Source organism: Streptomyces sp. CC53 (genome assembly GCF_001865245.1).
Taxonomy (GTDB): Bacteria; Actinomycetota; Actinomycetes; order Streptomycetales; family Streptomycetaceae; genus Streptomyces.
In genome coordinates, this window is the sequence record NZ_MKXB01000072.1 from 3987 (window position 1) to 22535 (window position 18549).

At 68.0% G+C, this 18549-nt stretch carries 26 protein-coding genes, 1 other RNA gene and 2 pseudogenes; 11 read left to right on the forward strand and 18 right to left on the reverse strand.

The window, feature by feature from the left end; translation table 11 throughout:
* Nucleotides 1–103 precede the first annotated feature (103 nt).
* A complete protein-coding gene (locus tag BJP40_RS06520; RefSeq protein WP_071279378.1) occupies nt 104–889 on the reverse strand; it encodes a MerR family transcriptional regulator in 786 nt (261 codons plus the stop codon).
* An 81-nt stretch (nt 890–970) separates the two neighbouring features.
* Here BJP40_RS06520 and rnpB point away from each other — a divergent pair.
* Together rnpB and BJP40_RS06530 are read left to right on the forward strand one after the other, a co-directional pair.
* An RNA gene (rnpB, locus tag BJP40_RS06525) (RNase P RNA component class A) lies at nt 971–1374 on the forward strand.
* A 277-nt stretch (nt 1375–1651) separates the two neighbouring features.
* Nucleotides 1652–2209, forward strand: a complete 558-nt coding sequence (locus BJP40_RS06530; protein WP_071279380.1) for a hypothetical protein — start codon at nt 1652–1654, stop codon at nt 2207–2209.
* Between the two features lie 226 nt (nt 2210–2435).
* Here the strand turns inward: BJP40_RS06530 and BJP40_RS06535 are convergent, their stop codons facing one another.
* The 5 genes from BJP40_RS06535 to BJP40_RS06550 form a co-directional block, all read right to left on the reverse strand.
* Nucleotides 2436–3338, reverse strand: coding sequence for a JmjC domain-containing protein (locus tag BJP40_RS06535; protein ID WP_079170969.1), 903 nt, complete (start codon nt 3336–3338; stop codon nt 2436–2438).
* Nucleotides 3339–3350: 12 nt separating this feature from the next.
* Nucleotides 3351–3722 carry a hypothetical protein gene (locus tag BJP40_RS06540; protein WP_256220650.1) on the reverse strand — a complete coding sequence of 124 codons (372 nt, stop codon included), beginning with the start codon at nt 3720–3722 and terminating at the stop codon, nt 3351–3353.
* A 224-nt stretch (nt 3723–3946) separates the two neighbouring features.
* The gene (locus BJP40_RS06545; RefSeq protein ID WP_071279383.1) at nt 3947–4180 is read right to left on the reverse strand and encodes a DUF397 domain-containing protein; all 234 of its coding nucleotides are present in this window, start codon (nt 4178–4180) and stop codon (nt 3947–3949) included.
* A 230-nt stretch (nt 4181–4410) separates the two neighbouring features.
* Entirely contained in the window at nt 4411–4554 is a 144-nt protein-coding gene (locus BJP40_RS34035) for a hypothetical protein (protein ID WP_177204320.1), read from the reverse strand.
* On the reverse strand, nt 4551–4910 hold the full coding sequence (locus BJP40_RS06550; RefSeq protein ID WP_256220651.1) for a hypothetical protein: 360 nt from the start codon (nt 4908–4910) through the stop codon (nt 4551–4553). The genes BJP40_RS34035 and BJP40_RS06550 overlap by 4 nt, the downstream gene beginning before the upstream one ends.
* Before the next feature lie 194 nt (nt 4911–5104).
* Between BJP40_RS06550 and BJP40_RS06555 the strand changes: the two genes are divergently transcribed.
* The 4 genes from BJP40_RS06555 to BJP40_RS31435 are packed head-to-tail and all read left to right on the forward strand — an operon-like array spanning nt 5105 to nt 7058.
* Complete coding sequence (locus BJP40_RS06555) at nt 5105–5506, forward strand: hypothetical protein (RefSeq protein WP_071279384.1); 402 nt, start codon at nt 5105–5107, stop codon at nt 5504–5506.
* Entirely contained in the window at nt 5484–6008 is a 525-nt protein-coding gene (locus BJP40_RS06560) for a DUF6879 family protein (protein ID WP_071279386.1), read from the forward strand. Before BJP40_RS06555 ends, BJP40_RS06560 begins: the two co-directional genes overlap by 23 nt.
* 7 nt (nt 6009–6015) lie before the next feature.
* Nucleotides 6016–6870: a helix-turn-helix transcriptional regulator gene (locus BJP40_RS06565; protein ID WP_079170970.1), complete on the forward strand. Its 855-nt coding sequence runs from the start codon at nt 6016–6018 to the stop codon at nt 6868–6870.
* Nucleotides 6871–6884: 14 nt separating this feature from the next.
* A complete protein-coding gene (locus tag BJP40_RS31435; protein WP_079170971.1) occupies nt 6885–7058 on the forward strand; it encodes a DUF397 domain-containing protein in 174 nt (57 codons plus the stop codon).
* 7 nt (nt 7059–7065) lie between these two features.
* Here BJP40_RS31435 and BJP40_RS06570 read toward each other — a convergent pair whose 3' ends face one another.
* The 8 genes and pseudogenes from BJP40_RS06570 to BJP40_RS33540 form a co-directional block, all read right to left on the reverse strand.
* Entirely contained in the window at nt 7066–7341 is a 276-nt protein-coding gene (locus tag BJP40_RS06570) for a hypothetical protein (protein WP_071279389.1), read from the reverse strand.
* A gap of 86 nt (nt 7342–7427) precedes the next feature.
* A complete protein-coding gene (locus tag BJP40_RS33535; RefSeq protein ID WP_143065893.1) occupies nt 7428–7817 on the reverse strand; it encodes a hypothetical protein in 390 nt (129 codons plus the stop codon).
* Between the two features lie 65 nt (nt 7818–7882).
* Nucleotides 7883–8014 (reverse strand): hypothetical protein, encoded by a 132-nt coding sequence (locus tag BJP40_RS35305; protein WP_256220652.1) that lies wholly within the window; start codon nt 8012–8014, stop codon nt 7883–7885.
* A gap of 325 nt (nt 8015–8339) precedes the next feature.
* Nucleotides 8340–8633 carry a DUF6087 family protein gene (locus tag BJP40_RS06585; RefSeq protein ID WP_071279392.1) on the reverse strand — a complete coding sequence of 98 codons (294 nt, stop codon included), beginning with the start codon at nt 8631–8633 and terminating at the stop codon, nt 8340–8342.
* 42 nt (nt 8634–8675) lie between these two features.
* Nucleotides 8676–9839 (reverse strand): ATP-grasp peptide maturase system methyltransferase, encoded by a 1164-nt coding sequence (gene tgmC / locus BJP40_RS06590; protein ID WP_071279393.1) that lies wholly within the window; start codon nt 9837–9839, stop codon nt 8676–8678.
* Nucleotides 9836–10012 (reverse strand): annotated as a pseudogene (locus BJP40_RS32715) (ATP-grasp ribosomal peptide maturase); the annotation flags it as partial. The pseudogene BJP40_RS32715 and the gene tgmC, both read right to left, overlap by 4 nt.
* Before the next feature lie 54 nt (nt 10013–10066).
* A pseudogene (locus BJP40_RS06595) lies at nt 10067–10690 on the reverse strand (transposase); the annotation flags it as partial.
* A gap of 31 nt (nt 10691–10721) precedes the next feature.
* Nucleotides 10722–11432 carry a hypothetical protein gene (locus BJP40_RS33540; RefSeq protein WP_143065894.1) on the reverse strand — a complete coding sequence of 237 codons (711 nt, stop codon included), beginning with the start codon at nt 11430–11432 and terminating at the stop codon, nt 10722–10724.
* A 157-nt stretch (nt 11433–11589) separates the two neighbouring features.
* On the opposite strand from BJP40_RS33540, the gene BJP40_RS33545 reads away from it, so the two are divergent.
* The 3 genes from BJP40_RS33545 to BJP40_RS06610 all read left to right on the forward strand — a co-directional run bounded on the left by BJP40_RS33545 (nt 11590) and on the right by BJP40_RS06610 (nt 13113).
* On the forward strand, nt 11590–11796 hold the full coding sequence (locus BJP40_RS33545; protein ID WP_143065895.1) for a hypothetical protein: 207 nt from the start codon (nt 11590–11592) through the stop codon (nt 11794–11796).
* A 67-nt stretch (nt 11797–11863) separates the two neighbouring features.
* Nucleotides 11864–12718 (forward strand): IS5 family transposase, encoded by an 855-nt coding sequence (locus BJP40_RS06605; RefSeq protein WP_071279397.1) that lies wholly within the window; start codon nt 11864–11866, stop codon nt 12716–12718.
* Nucleotides 12715–13113 carry a hypothetical protein gene (locus BJP40_RS06610; RefSeq protein ID WP_071279398.1) on the forward strand — a complete coding sequence of 133 codons (399 nt, stop codon included), beginning with the start codon at nt 12715–12717 and terminating at the stop codon, nt 13111–13113. Before BJP40_RS06605 ends, BJP40_RS06610 begins: the two co-directional genes overlap by 4 nt.
* 162 nt (nt 13114–13275) lie before the next feature.
* Here the strand turns inward: BJP40_RS06610 and BJP40_RS06615 are convergent, their stop codons facing one another.
* Both BJP40_RS06615 and BJP40_RS06620 read right to left on the reverse strand, forming a co-directional pair.
* A complete protein-coding gene (locus tag BJP40_RS06615) occupies nt 13276–13746 on the reverse strand; it encodes a Fic family protein (RefSeq protein WP_256220653.1) in 471 nt (156 codons plus the stop codon).
* 93 nt (nt 13747–13839) lie between these two features.
* Nucleotides 13840–14556: an excisionase family DNA-binding protein gene (locus BJP40_RS06620; protein WP_071279399.1), complete on the reverse strand. Its 717-nt coding sequence runs from the start codon at nt 14554–14556 to the stop codon at nt 13840–13842.
* A 1243-nt stretch (nt 14557–15799) separates the two neighbouring features.
* Between BJP40_RS06620 and BJP40_RS06625 the strand changes: the two genes are divergently transcribed.
* Nucleotides 15800–16540, forward strand: coding sequence for a class I SAM-dependent methyltransferase (locus tag BJP40_RS06625; RefSeq protein ID WP_107416725.1), 741 nt, complete (start codon nt 15800–15802; stop codon nt 16538–16540).
* A 249-nt stretch (nt 16541–16789) separates the two neighbouring features.
* Here the strand turns inward: BJP40_RS06625 and BJP40_RS06630 are convergent, their stop codons facing one another.
* Nucleotides 16790–17104, reverse strand: coding sequence for a MazG-like family protein (locus BJP40_RS06630; protein ID WP_071279401.1), 315 nt, complete (start codon nt 17102–17104; stop codon nt 16790–16792).
* Between the two features lie 98 nt (nt 17105–17202).
* Here BJP40_RS06630 and BJP40_RS06635 point away from each other — a divergent pair, with 98 nt between their 5' ends.
* Entirely contained in the window at nt 17203–17526 is a 324-nt protein-coding gene (locus BJP40_RS06635; protein WP_071273440.1) for a nuclear transport factor 2 family protein, read from the forward strand.
* A gap of 215 nt (nt 17527–17741) precedes the next feature.
* Here the strand turns inward: BJP40_RS06635 and BJP40_RS06640 are convergent, their stop codons facing one another.
* Complete coding sequence (locus BJP40_RS06640; RefSeq protein WP_071279402.1) at nt 17742–18494, reverse strand: SDR family oxidoreductase; 753 nt, start codon at nt 18492–18494, stop codon at nt 17742–17744.
* Nucleotides 18495–18549: the final 55 nt, after the last annotated feature.

Consider the following 18549-nt stretch of genomic DNA (forward strand, 5'->3'; position numbering starts at 1 on the left):
GCCCGCACCACCGCGACCGGCACGGCCACCCCGCCGACCAGGCACACGACGGCCGCCGCCTCCGCCCCCAGGGCGCCCCAGACGAGCCCCCGCAGCGCCCGCCTCACCGCTCCTCACCCGCCGCCAGCCGCAGCGCGCGCAGTACCACCGCGGCCTGCGCGGGCGACAGCTCCCCCAGGAACACCCGCGCGAAGTCCCGCTCGGCCGCCGCGTCCGGCACGGTCACCCCCTGCGCCACCTCCTCCGGCAGCAGCGCCACCAGCTCCCGCGCCGCCTCCTCCACCCGGACGTCCCCGGGGTCGGCGTCCGCCAGCGCGTCGAGCCGCTCGTAGAACGCGTACGCCCGCTCCAGCGCCCCGGGCTCCGCGACGGCCTCGCGCATGGCCCCCACCAGCCGGGCCCCCTCCCCGCCCCCCGGGGCGTCCTCCAGCAGGGCCAGCAACTCCCGGTCGAGCGCCGCGGCGCGCGGCTCCGGCCGCCCGCGCTCCGCACTGAGGCGCGCCATGTCGGCGAACAGCGCGGCGAGCCCCGGCGACACCGGCCCCTCCGCGGGCAGCCGCCCCTCCCGCGCCTGCTCCAGCAGCACCGCCAGCTGCCCCCGCCGCGCCTCCAGCCCGGCCTGCTCCCGCGCCAGGTCCGCGTCCAGCTCCTCCAGCACCTCCACGAGCTCCCGCCCCGCGTCGTCGGCGAGGACGTCCCGCACCTCGTCCAGGGACAGCCCCAGCCCGGTGAGGCGCCGCACCCGCGCCAGCAGCACGGCGTCCCGCAGCGTGTACTCCCGGTACCCGTTGGCCCGCCGCTGCGGCTCCGGCAGCAGCCCGATCCGGTGGTAGTGCCGCACGGCCCGCGTGCTCACCCCGACCAGCCCGGCGATCTCTCCGATTCTCATGCGGCCAGTAGAAACGTTGACGCCGCGACAAGGTCAAGCGCACCGGTCGGCACCAGCGGGTACGATGACCAGCACGGCAGACGAGCCGGGCGGGCGGCCGCGTGGGGACCCTTCGGGATCCCCCCGAGGAACGTCCGGGCTCCACAGGGCAGGGTGGTGGGTAACGCCCACCCGGGGTGACCCGCGGGACAGTGCCACAGAAAGCAGACCGCCGGGGGCCTCGGCCGCCGGTAAGGGTGAAACGGTGGTGTAAGAGACCACCAGCGCCTGAGGTGACTCAGGCGGCTCGGTAAACCCCACCCGGAGCAAGGTCAAGAGGGACCGCCTCGCGGTGGTCCTGCGCGGACGATCGAGGGCTGCCCGCCCGAGTCCGCGGGTAGACCGCACGAGACCGGCGGCAACGCCGGTCCTAGATGGATGGCCGTCGCCGTGAGGCCCGCGAGGACCCCACGGAACAGAACCCGGCGTACAGCCCGACTCGTCTGCCGCCCCTTCGGGGGCAGGCCTCTGATCAGGGGTTTTGCCTGGGCAGGGGCCACTTCTATGCCTCCGCAGCCGAGTGATCGTTGCTCACTCTTTGTAGCTGTTTCCGGGTGTTTCTCGGTGCTGTGTGGCGATCCTGTGGCGGTGACGACGCCCTGCTGAGCCGATCGTGAGCGGGCCGTATGAAGGGTCCCACCTCGTCTGGCGCACTCAGGTCGCCGCCCGATTGCACTCACGGTTCCGTAGGAGAAGGACGCACGACAGCAGGAGCGCACGCACGTGAGCGACCTACACGAAGATGAAACGGCGCGAAGCTGGGTTGTCCAGGCAATTGACGTATTGGCCATGGACACCCTGTGGACACGTCAGCTTGGTTCCGACCATATGACCCCCGACGAGATGAGGAGTATGGCTGATCTCGGTGACGGGCTTCGCGAGGCGTGGTTGCGCCTGACAAGTGATGCGGCGCTTAATCAGATCGACAGGTACATGCATCGCCATGCCGACCGAGCTGCTCGTCTCGCTGCTCGTCATGGGCCCGAAGGTGTGCCGATGGAACGGTCTGCGCTCGCGAAGCGGGCCCACAGTTCCGTTGGTGTCCTCCGTGAACTTCACGGCCTCGAAGCGTTCACCCTGGAAGGGAAGATCGACAGTTTGCGTGCCGAGGTCTGGACTCCTGGTGACCTTTCAGAGCAGGCCATTTGCGCACTGCTCTTTCTTAGCTCCGTCGTGGCGCTTGTGGTCGGGCTCGCCGAGGTTGCCGGCGGGCTGTGGACCTGGTTCCTCGCTTCGAAGTGCCGGAACGTCGCCTTGGGGTTCGGCGAGGGTGGAGGGTGAACTCCGAAAGCGGCTGCCTGGCCCACGTGCTCCCATGCGGAGCCGCGCTCTTTCGGGCGGGGCTTTCGTGCTGCATCCATGATTCATGCCGTGTCGTCGCGCCGAGGTGCCAGAAGGCGTACGGCCTTGTCGCCGCGACGGCGAGCCGTGACGGCGACTGGAGTACACGAAGGCCCCGGCCCGTCCGCAACGGGGGATGCGAACACGCCGGGGCCAGGGGCTGGCGTCAGGTGGTGTACTCCAGCTCAGTCACGGCGGCCTGGCGCATGGCCGAGGCGAGGTCGTTCATGTCGAGACCGTCCAGGTGTGCCCGAAGCGCCTGGCGAGCCTCGCGCATTCGGTCGGGCAGTGCTGGTCCAGTGATGTCGCCAGGCAGGATGACGCGACGGAACTCCGGGTCCCCGATTGCCTCCGCTACGAGCTTCTCGACCAGCCACAGGGGCGTGCGCTCCCGGATGGCGAACGTCAGGTGGACGCTGTGCTCGTCCTCGTCGATCACACGAGGGTTGTGGACCCAGCCTCTTGGCAGAAGAAGCGACTGACCGGCCCGCAGGTCGAATTCCAGGTCCGGGCCCGCAGCTTCCCAGTCAGGGATGTAGTGGTCGCGCCAGACGCGCCACGACTCGTTGTACTCCCGCATCGGGGCCTCGACTGGTGGGCGCCAGAGCTGCCACCGCTTGATGCCGGCGATCTGCACGATCACGGCCATCTGCTGATCCCAGTGATGGCGGAGGCCCTGGTTGCCAGGCGGGGTCAGGAAGGCGTGGATGTAGTTGGAGAAGCCCGTCTCTTCCTGAATGCCGCGCGAGACCTTCGCCATGAACGGGATGACTCGTTGCAGGTTGCCGAGCCGGATCGTGTACCCGTTGTCGTACAGCTTGCGGAGCCGAGCCGCGTCGGTGCGGGCATGGGTCATGTAGGCATTCTGGTTCAGTGACGGGGCCGGGGCTCGCACGACCGCGATCTCGCTTGCCGGCACGCACCCCGTGAAGGCGTAGCCCGAGAGGGAGTCCTCGGTGACCGCCTCGTCGAGCGCTGTCTTGCCGCGCTCGAATACACGCGGCTCGTCAGGCCACGTGTTCAGCAGTTCGATCACGCCTTCGTCGGGCAGTAAGAGGCTCAGCGACATGGCATCGACTCCTTATGACGGCGGGAGCGGGCAGGGGATCTCCGGATGGAACCGGTTCGGGCAGCAGACCACCGAGTACGAGATCAAGTTCTCGGAGGGCATGTAGTACACCCAGCTCACATCGACCCCACGAGGGAGTACGTCCTCGGCGTACTCCAGCTTCCAGTCGAGACCGCAGTACGCCTGGAGTCCGTCAGTGCGCTGGAACGGAGGATTCGCCTCGTAGTGCTTGGTCAGCCAGGCGAGGGCGACACCGACATCAGTCCAGGTGCGGTCAGCGGAGACCAGGCGTTTCTTCATGAGCCAGTAGCCGGTCATCGTCGGTGGCACGTTGCCCGACTGGAACTCGGAGGCAGCCTCGCGGTACCGGTTGAGGGTATCCACCTGCGTCTTGCTTTCGGGGTCCAGCACCATGGGGGCGCCATTGGGATGCGGTGGCCGCCGTCCCCCCTCCCGCCCGTACACCTTCGATGTGCCGACCCATGGGCCGTACCCGTGCCAGTGTCCTGACCAGCTCATTTGCGCCTTTCCGGGGGGTGGGGCGGGCCGCCCTCGGCGATACCAAGGGCGACCCGCTGAAGTGTCCGCCTGACCGAGGGGCAGCCAGGCTAGAGGGCGAGGGAGCGCTTCTGGGCCCAGCCGCGCGTGAAGTCGTCCAGCTCCTCCGCGGTGAACCGCAGCTCCAGGCCGGCGCCCTCCGGCTTGGTGTCCCGGATGACGAAGGCCGACTCCGCGCCGGGGATGGCGGCCACCTCGACGCAGGACTCGTGCTCGCCCTGGAGGTTGCCGCCGCAGTAGTTCTCGAACTGAGCGTCCGAGACGGGCAGGTTGTAGAGGTCCATGAGGGGTAGTCCTCCTCAGTGCATCTGCTGTGCGGAGATTCGGTCCCCGCGCCGTCGTGCACTTGCGACCCACCCCGGCCCGACCTGTCCTTGTCTCGGAGCCGGGGTGGGCGTTGAGTTCCGCCTCACGAGGGAAGGCCGCATGGGGGAGCGGGCTGAAGTGACCTCGGAGGCGGAAGATCACGTGGTCAGCCGCCAGTAAGCGGCCATGACCGAGACGGAGGCGAGAATCACGAGGCCCTGGAAGACCCACTGACGCCAGCCGAGCGGACGCGCGTGTCGGCCTCCGGGGCGGCGAAGACGCCAAGCACCAGGGCGGCCACCAACGCGAGCAGCACCACGACGTACGCGATCTGTTGCGCCTTGGGGCTCATGGCGCACTGAGCCCGTTCCTCTGGCTGTAGACCCACAGGAAGCGGCGCGTCAGGGTGGCCACCTCGCGCATGTAGAAGTAGGCGACGAAGGTCGGAGCGTCCTGCGAGGGGCGGCGGCTCAGGTCGAGGAGCGCGTAAGCCTGGCGGAACAGCTTTCTGACGGCTTCGTCCTCGTCCGCGCCCAAATCCTCGCTCACGAGCAGTTGCAGGTGGCCTGTCAGGATCGGCGTCTTCAGGTCGATCTGGTCGCGGGTCGTCGTGCCCAGCTCCATGAGGAGGGCGGCGTCGGTGCTGTCGCCGATCAGTTCCACATCGACGGGCCGGGCATCCTGCATCCGTGTCACGGTGATCACCACGCGTCTCCCCTCGGTGCCGCACGCTGCCGTGGGCTTCTTGGCTGCTTGGCTCGTTGACGAACGTAGAGCGGTCTCTTCCCAAGTCCCAAGCAGATTGCGCGAGTTTGCAGCAGGTCGATTGACGGCGTCGAATTGTCTGGCGACCATCGTCTTGTCGCGCAAACCGGCGCAAGGCAGCGGATGGGAGAGAAGCCATGAAGCTACGGTTCCTTGGTAAGAACTCCACCCCTGGAGACAGCCCCACCCTGTACGCGAGTGACCGGGACACCTACGTGATCCAAGGCTGGAAGGTGTACGCGAACGACTTGCTCATGCAGCTCGACGTGCCGGCGGGACAGACCGTCATCGAGGTGCCGACCGAGTTGTTCGAGCACCTGACCAAGGACGGCCACGAGAACGGCGAGATCAAGCAGTTCACGGACCCGATCATGATCCTCACCGAACAGGGAACGTGTGTCCTTCAGGGCCCGGAGATGCACGATGCTGAAGCCCTGAGCCAGATGCGTATGCCCGACTACGAGACCTGCATCGAGGTCCCCAAGTCCTCGATCGCAGCCCTGCTGGAGGAGACGAGTGGACCTGATCACCAGCGCTGAGCGCGACAAGCTGTTCAACAGGTTCGAGCGGGACGCCTTTCACCTGGAGCTGAGGGACGACTACGGCTCTCCCATCGAGGACACGCCGTACGCCCGATGGAAAAGGGGTGAGCCCGACGACTACGCCTGGCTCGACGACTGGAAGGCGCTGATGAAGCGCGTCACGGGCGAAGGCAAGACGGTACGTCGCGTCCGCGTGGTCACCGAGCCGCACAGCCAGTACGTCACCTGGGAGCACTCGCTCACCCGCCTCAACCTGGAGGTCGGTGAGGACATTCGCTGGCTGCCGCGACAGCGGCTGCCTGAAGGCGTCACCTTCCCCGTGAACGGGAACGACTGGTGGCTGTACGACGATCGACTTCTCGCCGTGGGCCACTTCGACGCTGAGGGGCGGGTGCTCGGGTCCGAGATCATCGAAGACCCCGACATCGTGACCGAGTGCATCCGCTTGCGTGACCTGCTCTGGGCTGTCGCCATCCCGCACGTCGAGTACAAGCCCTGACTCATCAGTGAGCACGCAGGCACAAGAAGCACGTGAGGCGCTGGGTGCCCGGCTCCGCGGATTCCGCAAGGATGCGGGATTCATGAGCGGCCGGGCACTCGCCCGTGCACTCGGCTGGCAGGAGTCGAAGGTCTCACGGCTTGAAAACGGAAAGCAGAACGCCAGCGAGGAGGACATTAGGACCTGGTGCGCGGCGACGGGCCAGGAGCAACACGTCGATGACCTCGTAGCGACGGTGCGCCACATCGACGAGCTATGGCTTGAATGGCGTCGACAGCTCCAGACGGGCGCGGAAAAAAGGCAGAGCAAGGCTTTGCCGGTCTACGCGAAAACCAAGGTGTTCCGCATCTGGCATCCCACGCTAGTGTGGGGGACGCTGCAAACGCCAGAATATGCCGCAAAGACCTTCGAGCAGGTTGTCGCCTTCTATGAGGTCCCAAATGACACGGAAGCCGCAGTGGCGAAGCGGCTTGAGCGACAGCAGTACCTGTATCGAGGGGGCCGGATTTTCAATGTGCTACTTGGCGAACAGGCCCTCTACACCAACTTCGGAGGCCCGGAGGTCATGATCGGACAGCTTGATCGACTGCTGTCCGCAATGCGCCTCCCGCGCCTGAGTTTGGGGCTGATCCCTCGATCTGCCGCCCTCAGCGTATGGCCGGGGAACTCATTCTCTATGTTCGACGACAGGCTTGTCCTGGTTGAGACCTACTCGGCGGAGTTCTCTGTTACGCAGCCTCGGGAGATCGAGCTGTATGCCAAGGCTTTCGCCTCGCTGAAGCAGTCGGCTGTATACGGAAACTCCGCACGAGATCTCATCTTCACTGCGATGCAGCATTTCGAGCGCATGCCGCGCGACTAGAAGGGAAAAATCCTGTGAATCCGAACTGGCGCACCAGTTCCTACACGGGCACGGAAAACTGTGTGGAAGTGGCCGACAATGATCCGATGAAGGTCATGGTCCGAGACACCAAGGACCGTGACGGCGGAATTCTAGTATTTCCGCCGTCGACTTGGGTTGAGTTCGTGGAATTCGCCCAGCAGTCGTAGACCTCTGTCACGCAGTCGGGGTGAGTGTAACCAGGAGTGGCCCGGTGGCCTTGCTCCATTCGAGCCCTGATTCGACCGCGGACTTGCCGGCAGTAGTGAGGCCGTCCTGAATGGGGTCGAGGAACGTCTCGCGGAAGTGCTCCTGAGCGTCCGTAGTCATGCCGCTCGCGGTTACGGCCGCGCCGACCCTCTCGTTTAGGACGGCAGCAACTCGAAGGAAGTCGTCACCGATCCACTCGTCTGCATGCTCGGCAATCAGAGCCCATGTCATCTTGAACGTCATGCAGGAATTCTACCTGCGGAAACGCCAATGGGCCCCCGAAAAGGGGGCCCAACTTGGTTGTGCCGGGCGGCGGTTACTGCATCGAGTCAGCATGGAGCTTCTGCCTGGCATGCGGAGAGTCCATGCTTTTCGAGGGTCAGATCGGCTTGTTCAACATGATGGCCAACACCTTGATCAGCCGCTTGAGGGTGCCCGCGCTGTACGCCACGAGGTCCGACAACACCTGTACTTGCTCCGCCGTCTCCTCGCCGGTTGGGATGGGGGAGGGCGAGATAGGCGAGGCACAGGTCGATCCGCTCGTCGAGGTAATGAATCGCGGTCGCGGCCTCCGCGTGCAGACTGTCGAGGGCCAGCTCGTCTTCGTACTGGGCGGCCTCCGCTTCCGTGTAAGGGCGGGCGGCGACCGTGCCGTCCGGCTGGCGCTCGTAGTAGGTCTGGGTCGAGTCGTCCCAGAACTCGTAGTCCTCCGGGGCCATGCCGGCGGGGGCTCCCACGCTCGGGGCGGGCTCCTCGGCGGGCGACTCCTCGGGCAGGGGCTCGCTTAAGCTGCGGTCTCCAACTCGTCGTAGCTATCGATGTATTCCGTGCCGTTGAGATGGGCGGCGAGCTTGCCGACCCCGCGCTCAAGGCGGTAGCGGATGGCCCGGTCGGTGACCGCCTCTCGCGCTGCCATCCGCTGGTCGTCCCAGTCGAGGGCGAAGCGCATGAAGATCGCCCGCCGCTCGCCCAGTGATAGGGGTGCCGTCTTCCAGCCGCGCCGGATGTCGGCGAGGTGGGCGTACAGCCCGACTCGTCTGCCGCCCCTTCGGGGGCAGGCCCTTGATCAGGCGTTTTGCCTGGGCAGGGGCCACTTCTATGCCTCCGCAGCCGAGTGATCGTTGCTCACTCTTTGTAGCTGTTTCCGGGTGTTTCTCGGTGCTGCGTGGCGATCCTGTGGCGGTGAGAGGCGCCGGTGCGGGGTGGGTGAGGCAGCCGCGGGGCGCTCTGAATCGACTGCTTCAGGGCTTGCGATGGCGGCCGGTTCCAGGCGCGAGAGGTAGTCGCGCTGGACCCGGAGCCGGGGTCGGCGGGGTACTGGCTTCGGGGTACAGGATGCGCTTGGCCTCCGCGAGGTCGGCCGCGAAGGCGTACGGCTCCCAGGCGTGACCGTTCCACCGCTCGATGGCGCGCGGTGCGTCGGGGTGCAGGTGCGATGCCCTCGGGCCGTCGCCGGAGACGATCGGCACGGCTCGAAGGCGGCCGATCTTGGCGTCCCGGCGCTCGGCCCACTCTGACAGCGGCTCGTCGTCCATCGTGCTTCCTATGGCAGGGGGACCTCCGGGCAGAGTAGCGGCTTACGCGAGCCGGTGTTCCCAGCGCAGCGCCGGGATTGCGTCGATCCAGTACAGGTGGGATTCGGCGGTGACCCGGAGCCGCACAGCGTCGATATCCGGAGCCCCGGCGTCCTGCCAGGCGACGAGGGCGCGTTCCATGTCGTCCCACAACGCCACGGGGCCACCCTGGCGGACAGTCCAGCCGTCGCCCTCGGCGAGGAACTCGGCGAAGGATTCCCGCTCTGGGTCGAAGACGTACAGGAGTGGGGTGCCGTCGCCGGTCGCGGCCCGGACGAACTGTGCGCCGGGGGCCGCGAGCTGGGCGAGGAAAGCGGGCATCCACTCCTCCAGCATGAGAGGGGACACCTTCGCCGTACGCTCGCTGTCGGCGTAGGCGGTGCGGGCGGAGAGATCGCCGGCCACCGGAGCGACTGCCTGTGCGCGGGCCTGCATGAACGACGAGCGGCCGATGATGCGGCCCTCAGCGGTGCCATCCTCGTTCACGGTGACCTTCGCCAGGCCGGTGCCGTAGGGCCATGAGCCGATCGTTGCCAGGATGACGCCGCCCTGTTTCGTCTGCCTGATCCACGAGTACGGGATGCGGCGCACGGCACAGGTGGCGATCACACGGTCATACGGTGCTCGGCGCGGGTGCCCGAGAAGTCCGTCACCGGTCACGGTCCACGTCGAGAATCCGGCTGCTTCCAGCGCGGCGTCCGCGCGGGCTGCGACCTCCGGGTCCACCTCGACCGTGGTGACGTTGTCCTCGCCGAGGTAGTGGCACATCAGGGCGGTGGAGTAGCCGGTGCCCGTGCCGATCTCCAGGACGCGGTGCCCTGCGTCCAGGTCCAGGCTCTCGATCATGCCGACGACGGTGGTCGGGTCGGTGGACGACGACGTGGGGACTCCCGTCACCGGCTTGCCGCACTGGTCGGCGGTCAGGTGGCCGTCGAGCTGAGTGGTGAGGGTTTCCGCGCCGTAGGCGAGCCTCAGCCACTCTGCTCGGGTCGTGCCACGGGGGGTGATCGGCCGCCAGGCCCTTCTCTCGTCGAGCAACACGCCAGGGTTGAGGAACTGCTCGCGTGGCACGGCCTCCACGGCAGCCCGCAGCCACGGGAGGGTGAGAACCTGCTTGTCTGCCAGCAGGCCGGCCAGGCGGCGCCGCTCCGGTGCTGAGTCGTTCACAAGCTGTCTCCTTGCGTGAGTAGTTCGGCGAAGGCTGCGGACATCTCAAGTCCGGTCTTCGGTTCCAGCCATCCCCATTGGCCGTTCGGGTTCAGCTCCAGCCACCAGTGGTTGTCTGCCCCGTCGATAGCCAGGTCGAAGCTGCCGGACACAAGTCCGAAGTGGTCCAGGTAAGGGCTGTCCCGTAAATGATCTATGGCACGCCGATCGCGTATCGGACCCTGTGCTCATCCGGCGAGGGTGAGGTTGTGGAGTCGGGCGATGCCGAGCATGGCGTGATGAACCCCGTCGCCCTTGAGGCGGCAGTCGCGGAGGACCTTCCACGTCTTCATTCGTGCGAAGGCGTGCTCGACGCGGGCGCGGACCTTGCGGTGGGAGGCGTTGCGCTCCTCTTTCCAGGCCGGTAGTTCGGCCTGGCCGCGTTCACGGCGGTGCGGGATGACCAGGCCGGTGCCGCGGTAGCTGCCGTCAGCGATCACGGTTGTCCTGCCGACGGCAGCCTTCGCGCCGGACAGCTCCCATGCCTTGCAGTCGTTGCGGTTGCCCGGCAGGGGCCAGCCGACGGCGACGACGAGCCGGGTGTCGGCGTCGATGACGACCTGGTGGTTGGTGGAGTATCGGTAGCTCTTCGAGCGCTCGGCGATGCTGTGGTCGCGGGTGGGAACCAAGGTGCCGTCCACGATCAGCACGGCATCCTTGCGGAACCGCCGGCGCTGGCGCCGAGCGAGGGTGGGCCCGAGGTGGTCGATGATGCGGTCGGCAGCCGACTTCGAGATCCCGAACAGTGGAGCGAGCTGCCGCAGTGTCAGGTTGGTTCGTCAGTAAGCGACGACGAGCAGCACGCGATCCTCCGATACCGTGATCACACCAGTCATGGCGAGATCATCTCCCGGGCCTGGAGAGTCGTGTGGAGCTACGGGATCTCGGGGTACTGGGGGCGCTTCCGCTTGAGCTTGGCCAGGTCACTGAGATCGACGCCGGTGGCCTTGGCGTACTGCCTGGCCCAGTCGGCGACGGATTGCCGGAAGAAGTGGTCGGGGTGACGGGGCACCGGTTCCTCACCGCGGTTTCGCAGCTTGGCGACAGCCGCCCGCTCCAGATCCTGATCACCGCACTGACGAGCCAGAAGGATGGCCTTCGCCAGCGTCCCGGCTCGTTGTTGGCTGGGGTGAACGACCAGACCCCGTCCCGGTGGATGTGGGTGTCCGCTAGGAGCAGCAGCCCCAGGTCGTGGGAGTCACGGACGAAGCGCAGGGAGGACGGCCCGTAGCGAGTAACGCCGCCGGCGATCTCGGCGGAAAGCGGGACGCTGCCCGCCGGCCAGAGATAGCAGGCGGCGGGAGGAATGTCCGAGGGATCTCCGCTGCCGGACGGCGGGGGGTGGTCGATCCGGATGCCCACCCCACCGAAACCGTCCATCCGGTCACGAAGATCGATGTAGTCCGTGTAGACCATCCAGCCGAAGCCCGACCGGTTGTAGCGGTCCTTCCAGATCGAAAGCGTGGTGCACAGGCTTCCCCGGACGAACGTCAGCTTGCCGCCATCGACGCTGACAGGAGCCGTGCCGAGCAGCTCGACGAACTGATCTGCCATCCTTCTTACCGTCCAGGGGCGCGTCACGACGGCATGGTAGGCGCTGACCGCAGGGGCCAGACCACCAGGGCTCCTGTCAGACCGCCCTCATTCGTAGATCATTTACGGGGCAGCGCTTACTGTAGGTGTCGAGGTTCGACGGATCCTGCCTGAGCACATGGGAACGCTGATCGGGCGGCACTTTTCGCAGTTTGCCGAGCGGCGGAACACCCTGTCGCATGTAGCCGACATGCCTGACCGGCCGCGCTTTGTCGATGTGAAAGAACCAGCCCATGACTGGAATCAGGTCCGGCCAACGACTATGGGCATCACGCAGTTCCTCTGCTCTCAGTGGACGTTAAGTCCGATCTTCCTCGGTTCGTGATCGCTCGATCGTGGTACTGATTGCCGCGCCGGGCACCTGCTGGGCATGCTCATGCTGAGATGCGGCCATGGAGAGAAAGCCGTACCCCAGCGACTTGTCGGACGAGCAGTGGGCGTTGATCGAGCCGATGATCACGGCCTGGAAGCAAGACCGGGTGGCACGGTCGGCGACCGGCGATCCCGGGGCCTGCGACCTGCGGGAAGTCGTGAACGCGATCTTCTACCAGAACCGGACGGGCTGCCAGTGGCGCTACCTGCCCCACGACCTGCCGGCCTGGTCGGCGGTGTTCTACTACTTCACCCTGTGGCGACAGGACGGTCTCGACCAGCGGATCCAGGAGATCCTGCGCTGCCAGGTGAGGGAGAGAGCCCGGCGATTAGAGGACCCGTCCCTCGTGATCATCGACACCCAGTCCGTCCGCGCCGCGGCGGGTGTCCCGAAGACCACGACGGGGCTGGATGCGCACAAGAAGGTGTCGGGCCGCAAGCGGGGCCTGGCTGTGGATGTGATGGGGCTGGTCATCGGCGTTGTCGTGCTGGCCGCCTCCGCCCATGACAACGCCGCCGGGACCGCCCTGCTCGACCAGGCCGCCGAGCGGTGCGGCAGCCGCCTGGAGAAGGCCCTGGTGGACCAGGGTTTCAAGGACGAGGTCCTCATTCACGGCGCCCTGGCCGGCATCGACGTCGAGATCGTCCGCCGCAACCGGGCCGATCAGGGCAAAGGCTTTGTTCCGCAACCGAAGAGGTGGATCGTGGAGCAGGTCAACGGCACGCCGATGCTGCACCGCCGACTCGCCCGTGAGTACGACCACCGGCCCGACACCTCCGCCTCGCGCGTCTACTGGGCCTCGATCGCGAACATGACCCGCCGCCTCACCACACCGTCTCCGGCCTGGCGCGACACCCTCGGGCTGGCCGCATGAACGTCAGCGAGCTCCTGGCCGACCTCCAGGCCCAGATCGACGAGACCACCGCCCGGGCCGGTGGACTACGCGACCAGATCGAGCACTTGACCGCCGCCCTGGCTGAGACCGAAGCACGGCTCGCAGACCTGGCCACCACCGCCAAGGTCATCGCTGAACTCGCACCGGCTGGAGGCGAGCCCGATCCGCCCGAGACGAACACTGCCTACCAGGCCATCGTGAACGTCTTCAACCAGCACCCCGACCAGGTCTTCCGAGCCCGTGAGCTGCACGAACTCCTCGCCATGCCCACCGACGAGGCAGCCGTCAACATCACCCGCAGCCGCCTCGGACGCCTCACTCGCCAAGGCTTCCTCACCCAACCCGGACGAGGCCGCTACCAGAAACGGACTTGACGCCCTCTCAGGTCGTTCTGGAACTCAAGGAGTCGGCCTCCCGGGCGGTCAGGGAAGGAACCTGGGACGAGCCTGTATGGGAGCTCGTTGCTTTCGATGACTGAGCTGAGAGGTCGTGACTGGCTGACCGATCTCAGTGACGGAGCCGCCGGCGGACGCCAGTCAGGCGGGGCGTACCAGGGCGTCGAGCATCTTCTCCAGTAGGTCGTTGTCGGCGTTGAAGCTGGCCACCGGTGCGGCGATGTTCTCCTCTTGGTCCATGTCCTGCCAGGAGATGGTGTAGCCCGCTTCGCGGGCGAGTTGGGCGAGGAAGGCGCGCTGGGTGCGGCCGTTGCCTTCCCGGAAGGGGTGGATGGCGTTCACGTCGCCGTACAGGTCAGCCAGGGCTCGGACGAACTCCGGGCGGGCCAAGCCTTGCAGGTGGTCGTTGTTAGCGAGCTTGCGGAACACGTCCTCCGCGTAGGAGACGATGTGGATCGACGGGCAGAACGATGTGCCCTTGGAGATCTCAATGGTGCGCAGCTCCCCGGCCCACGGGTACACGCTGCCGAAGATCTGCCGGTGGAACGCTTGCAGGTGTGCGAGGTCGTAGCTGCCAGGCAGCGGCTCGGCGTCCAGAATGGCGAGTTCCACCGCGGCGATGTCCGATTCAGCCTCGGAAAGCTCGGTTGCGTCGGTGATGCCGAGACTGTCGGAGGACGCCGTTGGGCTCGCTGTAGGGGTCGGTCACTCAGCGGCCTTACGGGTGTAGCGGGCGAGGGTGCGGGCGCGCAAGGCTGCGGCGTCGAGTTCTCCGCGTGCATAGGCGTCGAGGTCGGCGGTGGTGTCTGCGGTGACGCGCAGCCCCTCGGCCTCGGTGGAGCCGATGGCGGAGGCGACCGCCGCTTGGCGACGTCGGGCTTGCTCGTTCTGTTCGCGTCGCCGGTAGCTCTCCAGGGACGCGACGTCCACACGGCGGTGGGTGCCGACCATGCGGAACTCGATCAAGCCCTTGTCGAGCAGCTTGACCAGGTGCGGTCGGGAGACGCCGAGGGTCTTCGCCGCCTGGATGGTGGACAGCTCCACACTCTTGGCGATTACCTCGACCGTGCGGCCGGAGGTAATGAGCGCCATGGTCTCCATGAGGACCGCCAGGGCTTCACGTGGCACCTCCATGGTGACCTTGTCAGCTTCGGCGACGGTGATGTGGAACGTCTCGGCGCTGCTGGTGAGGGCGTCACGCAGGCATGGCACGGCCTCCTCGACGCTGCGTTTGCGCTGCTCCTTCCGCGTCCGCTGCGCCTGGGTCCCACGCAGGGCCGGAGGGTTCTCAGTGGGGCGCTTGCGCCGTACCTTCTTCCGAGTGCGGGAGGTCTCGATCTCGGAGCTGACGGTCGTCGTACTGTCGCCGGTGGGGTGCTTCTTCTGCTTGGCCGGTTTCTGGTCCTGGTGGGTCACGGGCATAGGTGCGTCCCCAGCTTTGAGTGGCTACTACCACCCCCAACCATATGAAACAAGTGAACCAAGTGCAATATGTGTAACTGCTTGGAGGGCCGGCGCTGCCCCTTGCGGCACCGGAAGGAAGCAGTCCGTGCCTTTGTCCCGCAGGTCGTACGGTCGCAGTGCCATGGACCGTCCGCGCCCGGGTACGGGGCCAAGGGTCTTCGCCCCAGCCTCGCGCATCCGCTCGGCGGCCTGGTTTGGATTGATTGAGTCGATGTGGCATCCCAACTCCGTACTGACTGACGGCTCGCTCCGCCAGCAGCGTAGAAGTGGTCACGGACACTCACGCCAGGCCGTGTACCGGCAACAGTTGGAGCTCCCTGCGACCGCCGCGATCCTGGTGCTGCGGGCGCCTGTGGACGGAGCGAATTCGAGTAGGGCCAGCAATGGGCGAGGACTCCTCGTTCTTCGGGCGCCCGTACGCCTCCCTCACGCCTGAAGCCTCTCGGCCGAATGTCCCCGAGAAGTCCCAGCGGCCGCCTCGGGCCCTCCGTCTTACGTAAAGTACCTGGTCAGACGGGTCGGGGTGTGATCGTCGCCAAGGTTGACCCATAGTGGGCGTACAGCCCGACTCGTCTGCCGCCACCTGCTGCTTTGCCTCGGAAAGGGCCTCTGACCTGCGTCGGAGGTCCTTTCCGGTCTTCGGGGTAGGCCCCTGACCTGGCGTCCCGCCTTGTCAGGGCGACTTCCGCACTTCCGCAGCCCGAATGCTCACTGCTCACTCTTGGTGCTGTTCTCCCCGGTGTTCCTCGGCGCCGTGTGGCGATCCTGTGGCGGTGAGAGGCGGCGGGGCGGGGGGGACGAGGCAGCCGGGGGATGCTCTGCATCGACTCGATCCGGCCCATGAGCTGGGCGGTCCGGTTCCGTTGGCGCGGATCTCCGTAGCGGCCTTGGGAACGTTCGAAGGCCTCCCGGACGTAGTCGTTGGTGGCGTCGTCATGGGCGCGGTGACTCCCTCGGCGTACGGCTCGACGTGTCTGCCGCCCGCTCCTGGCAGGTCCCTTGCCTGGGGCCTCCCGCGGCTCCGGGCCACCGCCCCGCGCGGGCCCTTGTGCGCGGAGCCGGGGCCGTGTCCGCATCTTCGTGGTTTCCGCCAGTACGGCACCGCGCCGGCGTGCCGGAAGACTGCCCGCCAGAAGCCGGTCTCGGATCAACCGGGGCCAGCGACAGCCGATTTGGCGGCATGCGAGAGAGGACGGCAACGGTGGGCAACCAGCTGTACGACGGGATCGGTGAGGCGTTCGAGGGCTTCAAGTCCCTGCCGCTGGCGCGTTACGGGGAGGTTCCCGCCTTCCTGGCGATGGTCGGCGACGTACGGGGCAGGGCGGTGCTCGACCTGGCGTCGGGCACCGGCTTCTACAGCCGGGAGTTCAAGCGGCGCGGCGCGGCCGAGGTCCTGGGGATCGACATCTCCGGGGAGATGGTCGCCGTGGCGCGCCGGTACGAGGAGCGCGACCCGCTCGGGGTGCGCTACGACGTGGGCGACGTCGCGGAGATGCGTCCCCTGGACCGGCGCTTCGACATCGCCACCGCGGTGCAGCTGCTCAACTACGCGCCGGACGCCGCCACCATGCAGCGCATGTGCCGCACCGTGCACCGGAGCCTCGCGCCCGGCGGCGAGTTCTTCGTGCTCGCCCAGAACCCCGACTACCGGTTCGACGGGCCGCCGCTGGACAAGTACGGGTTCCGTTGCGAGGCGACCGGCGAGGAAGGCGGCACCGGCCCGGGCATCCGGCTCACCGCCCTGCTCGACCCGCCGGTCACGTTCGCCTCCACCTGCCCGCGCCGCGAGGTCTACGAGCAGAGCCTGCGGGCCGCCGGGTTCCGCGACCTGACCTGGGTGCCCGTGCCGGTGTCCGACAGCGGCCTGGAGGAGTTCGGCGCGGACTTCTGGGCCGACTTCCTCGCCAACCCGCCGCTGGAGATGCTGCGCTGCCGGGCCTGACGCCCCCGCCCCCGGGGGGCGCCCCGCACGGCACCGACGGCGGCCCCCGGTGAGCGGTGCGCCCGGTGCCGCGTCGTCGGTCGCCGCCAGGCGGCTGCGGTAGCCCCGGCGGCCGCAGCCCGGCCTGCCGGTGCAGCCTGCGGCCGCCCCGTACGGTCGTGCCGCAGCCGCAGCCGCAGCCGCAGCCGCAGCCGCCGGCCACCTGGAGGCTCGTGTCCTGCTTCCGGCGGAGGCGGCGCGCGCCGGGCGTCACGAGGGCAGGGCTCGGTCCCGGACCCGGGCCAGGTGGTCGGCGAAGACCTTCGGGGCGTCCGGGGTCAGCGTCCGCAGGGCCACCATCGCCGTGAGCACCACGTCGCAGAGCTCCGCCCGCACGTCCTCCCACGTGTGGGTGGTGCCCTTGCGGGGGTTCTGGCCGTACGCGCCGATCACCGCCTGTGCCACCTCGCCGACCTCCTCCGACAGTTTCAGCACGCGCAGCAGCGCCGTCCGCTCGGGCGGGCCGTCCGCGTGGCCGTCCAGCCAGGCGTGCAGCTCGTCGATGGTCTTCCAGGTGTGGTCCATGCAGGTGAGCCTCCCCCGTGGCAGCCGCGGAGACGCCCCCGAGGCGGTGTATCCGGTGGGGCGACCAGTCCGTTTCGCCTCTCCCCTCGGAGTCCGCCGTGCCGATCCCCGTGGACAAGCTGACCGACCCCGCCGTGCGTGCCTTCGTCGCCGCGCTCAACGCCCACGACCGGGAGGCGTTCGTCGCGACGCTCACCCCGGACGCCACCATGTCCGACGACGGCTCCGACCGCGACCTCACCCAGTGGGTGGAGAACGAGGTCTTCGCCACGCGCGGCCACATGGACGTGGAGTCGGAGAAGGGCGGCGGACGCGACCTCGTCGCCCGCTACCGGAACGACACGTGGGGCGAGATGCGCACCCAGTGGCACTTCGTCGTCGACGACGGCAGGATCAGCCGCTTCGAGACCGGCCAGGCGTAGCCGACTGCGGCCGTGCCCCGCGTCCGGCACCGGTCCCGGCCTCCGTGCGACCCGCCGATCCCCGACGACCGGCCACGCCGCGACCCACCGGTCGGCGGTCGCCCGTGTCCCGCGGCCCCCGCCGGTCCGCGTGCCCGGGGCGAACCGGTCCGCGCCGGCTCGTGGGCGAGGGACAGTCGGCTCCCGCGCCTGCCCCGCCGGCCGTGTCCGCCGCGCTAACCGCGCCCGACGTACGGCATCGTCGTCGCCATCACCGTGGCGAACTGCACGTTCGCCTCCAGCGGCAGCGACGCCATGTGCACCACCGTGCGCGCCACGTCCGCCGCGTCCATCACCGGCTCGGCGGCGACGGTGCCGTCCGCCTGGAGGATGCCGGTCTGCATGCGGGCCGTCATCTCCGTGGCCGCGTTGCCGATGTCGATCTGGCCGCAGGCGATCCGGTACGGGCGGCCGTCCAGGGACAGGGACTTCGTGAGGCCCGTGACGGCGTGCTTCGTCGCCGTGTACGCCACCGAGTGCGGGCGCGGCACGTGCGCCGAGAGGGAGCCGTTGTTGATGATCCGGCCACCCTGGGGCGCCTGCTCCCGCATCTGGCGGAACGCCGCCTGCGCGCACAGGAAGGCGCCCGTCAGGTTGACGTCCACCACCTGCCGCCACGTCTCGTACGGGAGGTCCTCCAGCGGTGTGCCGCCGCCCGCGAACGAGCCCGCGTTGTTGAACAGCAGGTCCACCCGGCCGTACCGGTCCCGCACCGCCGAGAACAGCGCGCGCACCGCCTCCGGCGACGTCACGTCCGTCGGGACGCACAGGGCGTCCCCGCCGGTCAGCGCCGCCGTCTCCGCGAGGGCGGACCCCCGGCGCCCCGCGAGCGCGAGCGACCAGCCGGCCTCCGCCAGCGCCGCGGCCACGCTCCGGCCGACGCCCGAGCCGGCGCCGGTCACCACCGCGATCCTGCGTGCACCGTCCATGGGGGCGCAGCGTACGGGACGGTCCGGCACCCGGACATCATGCGACCGCCATGTG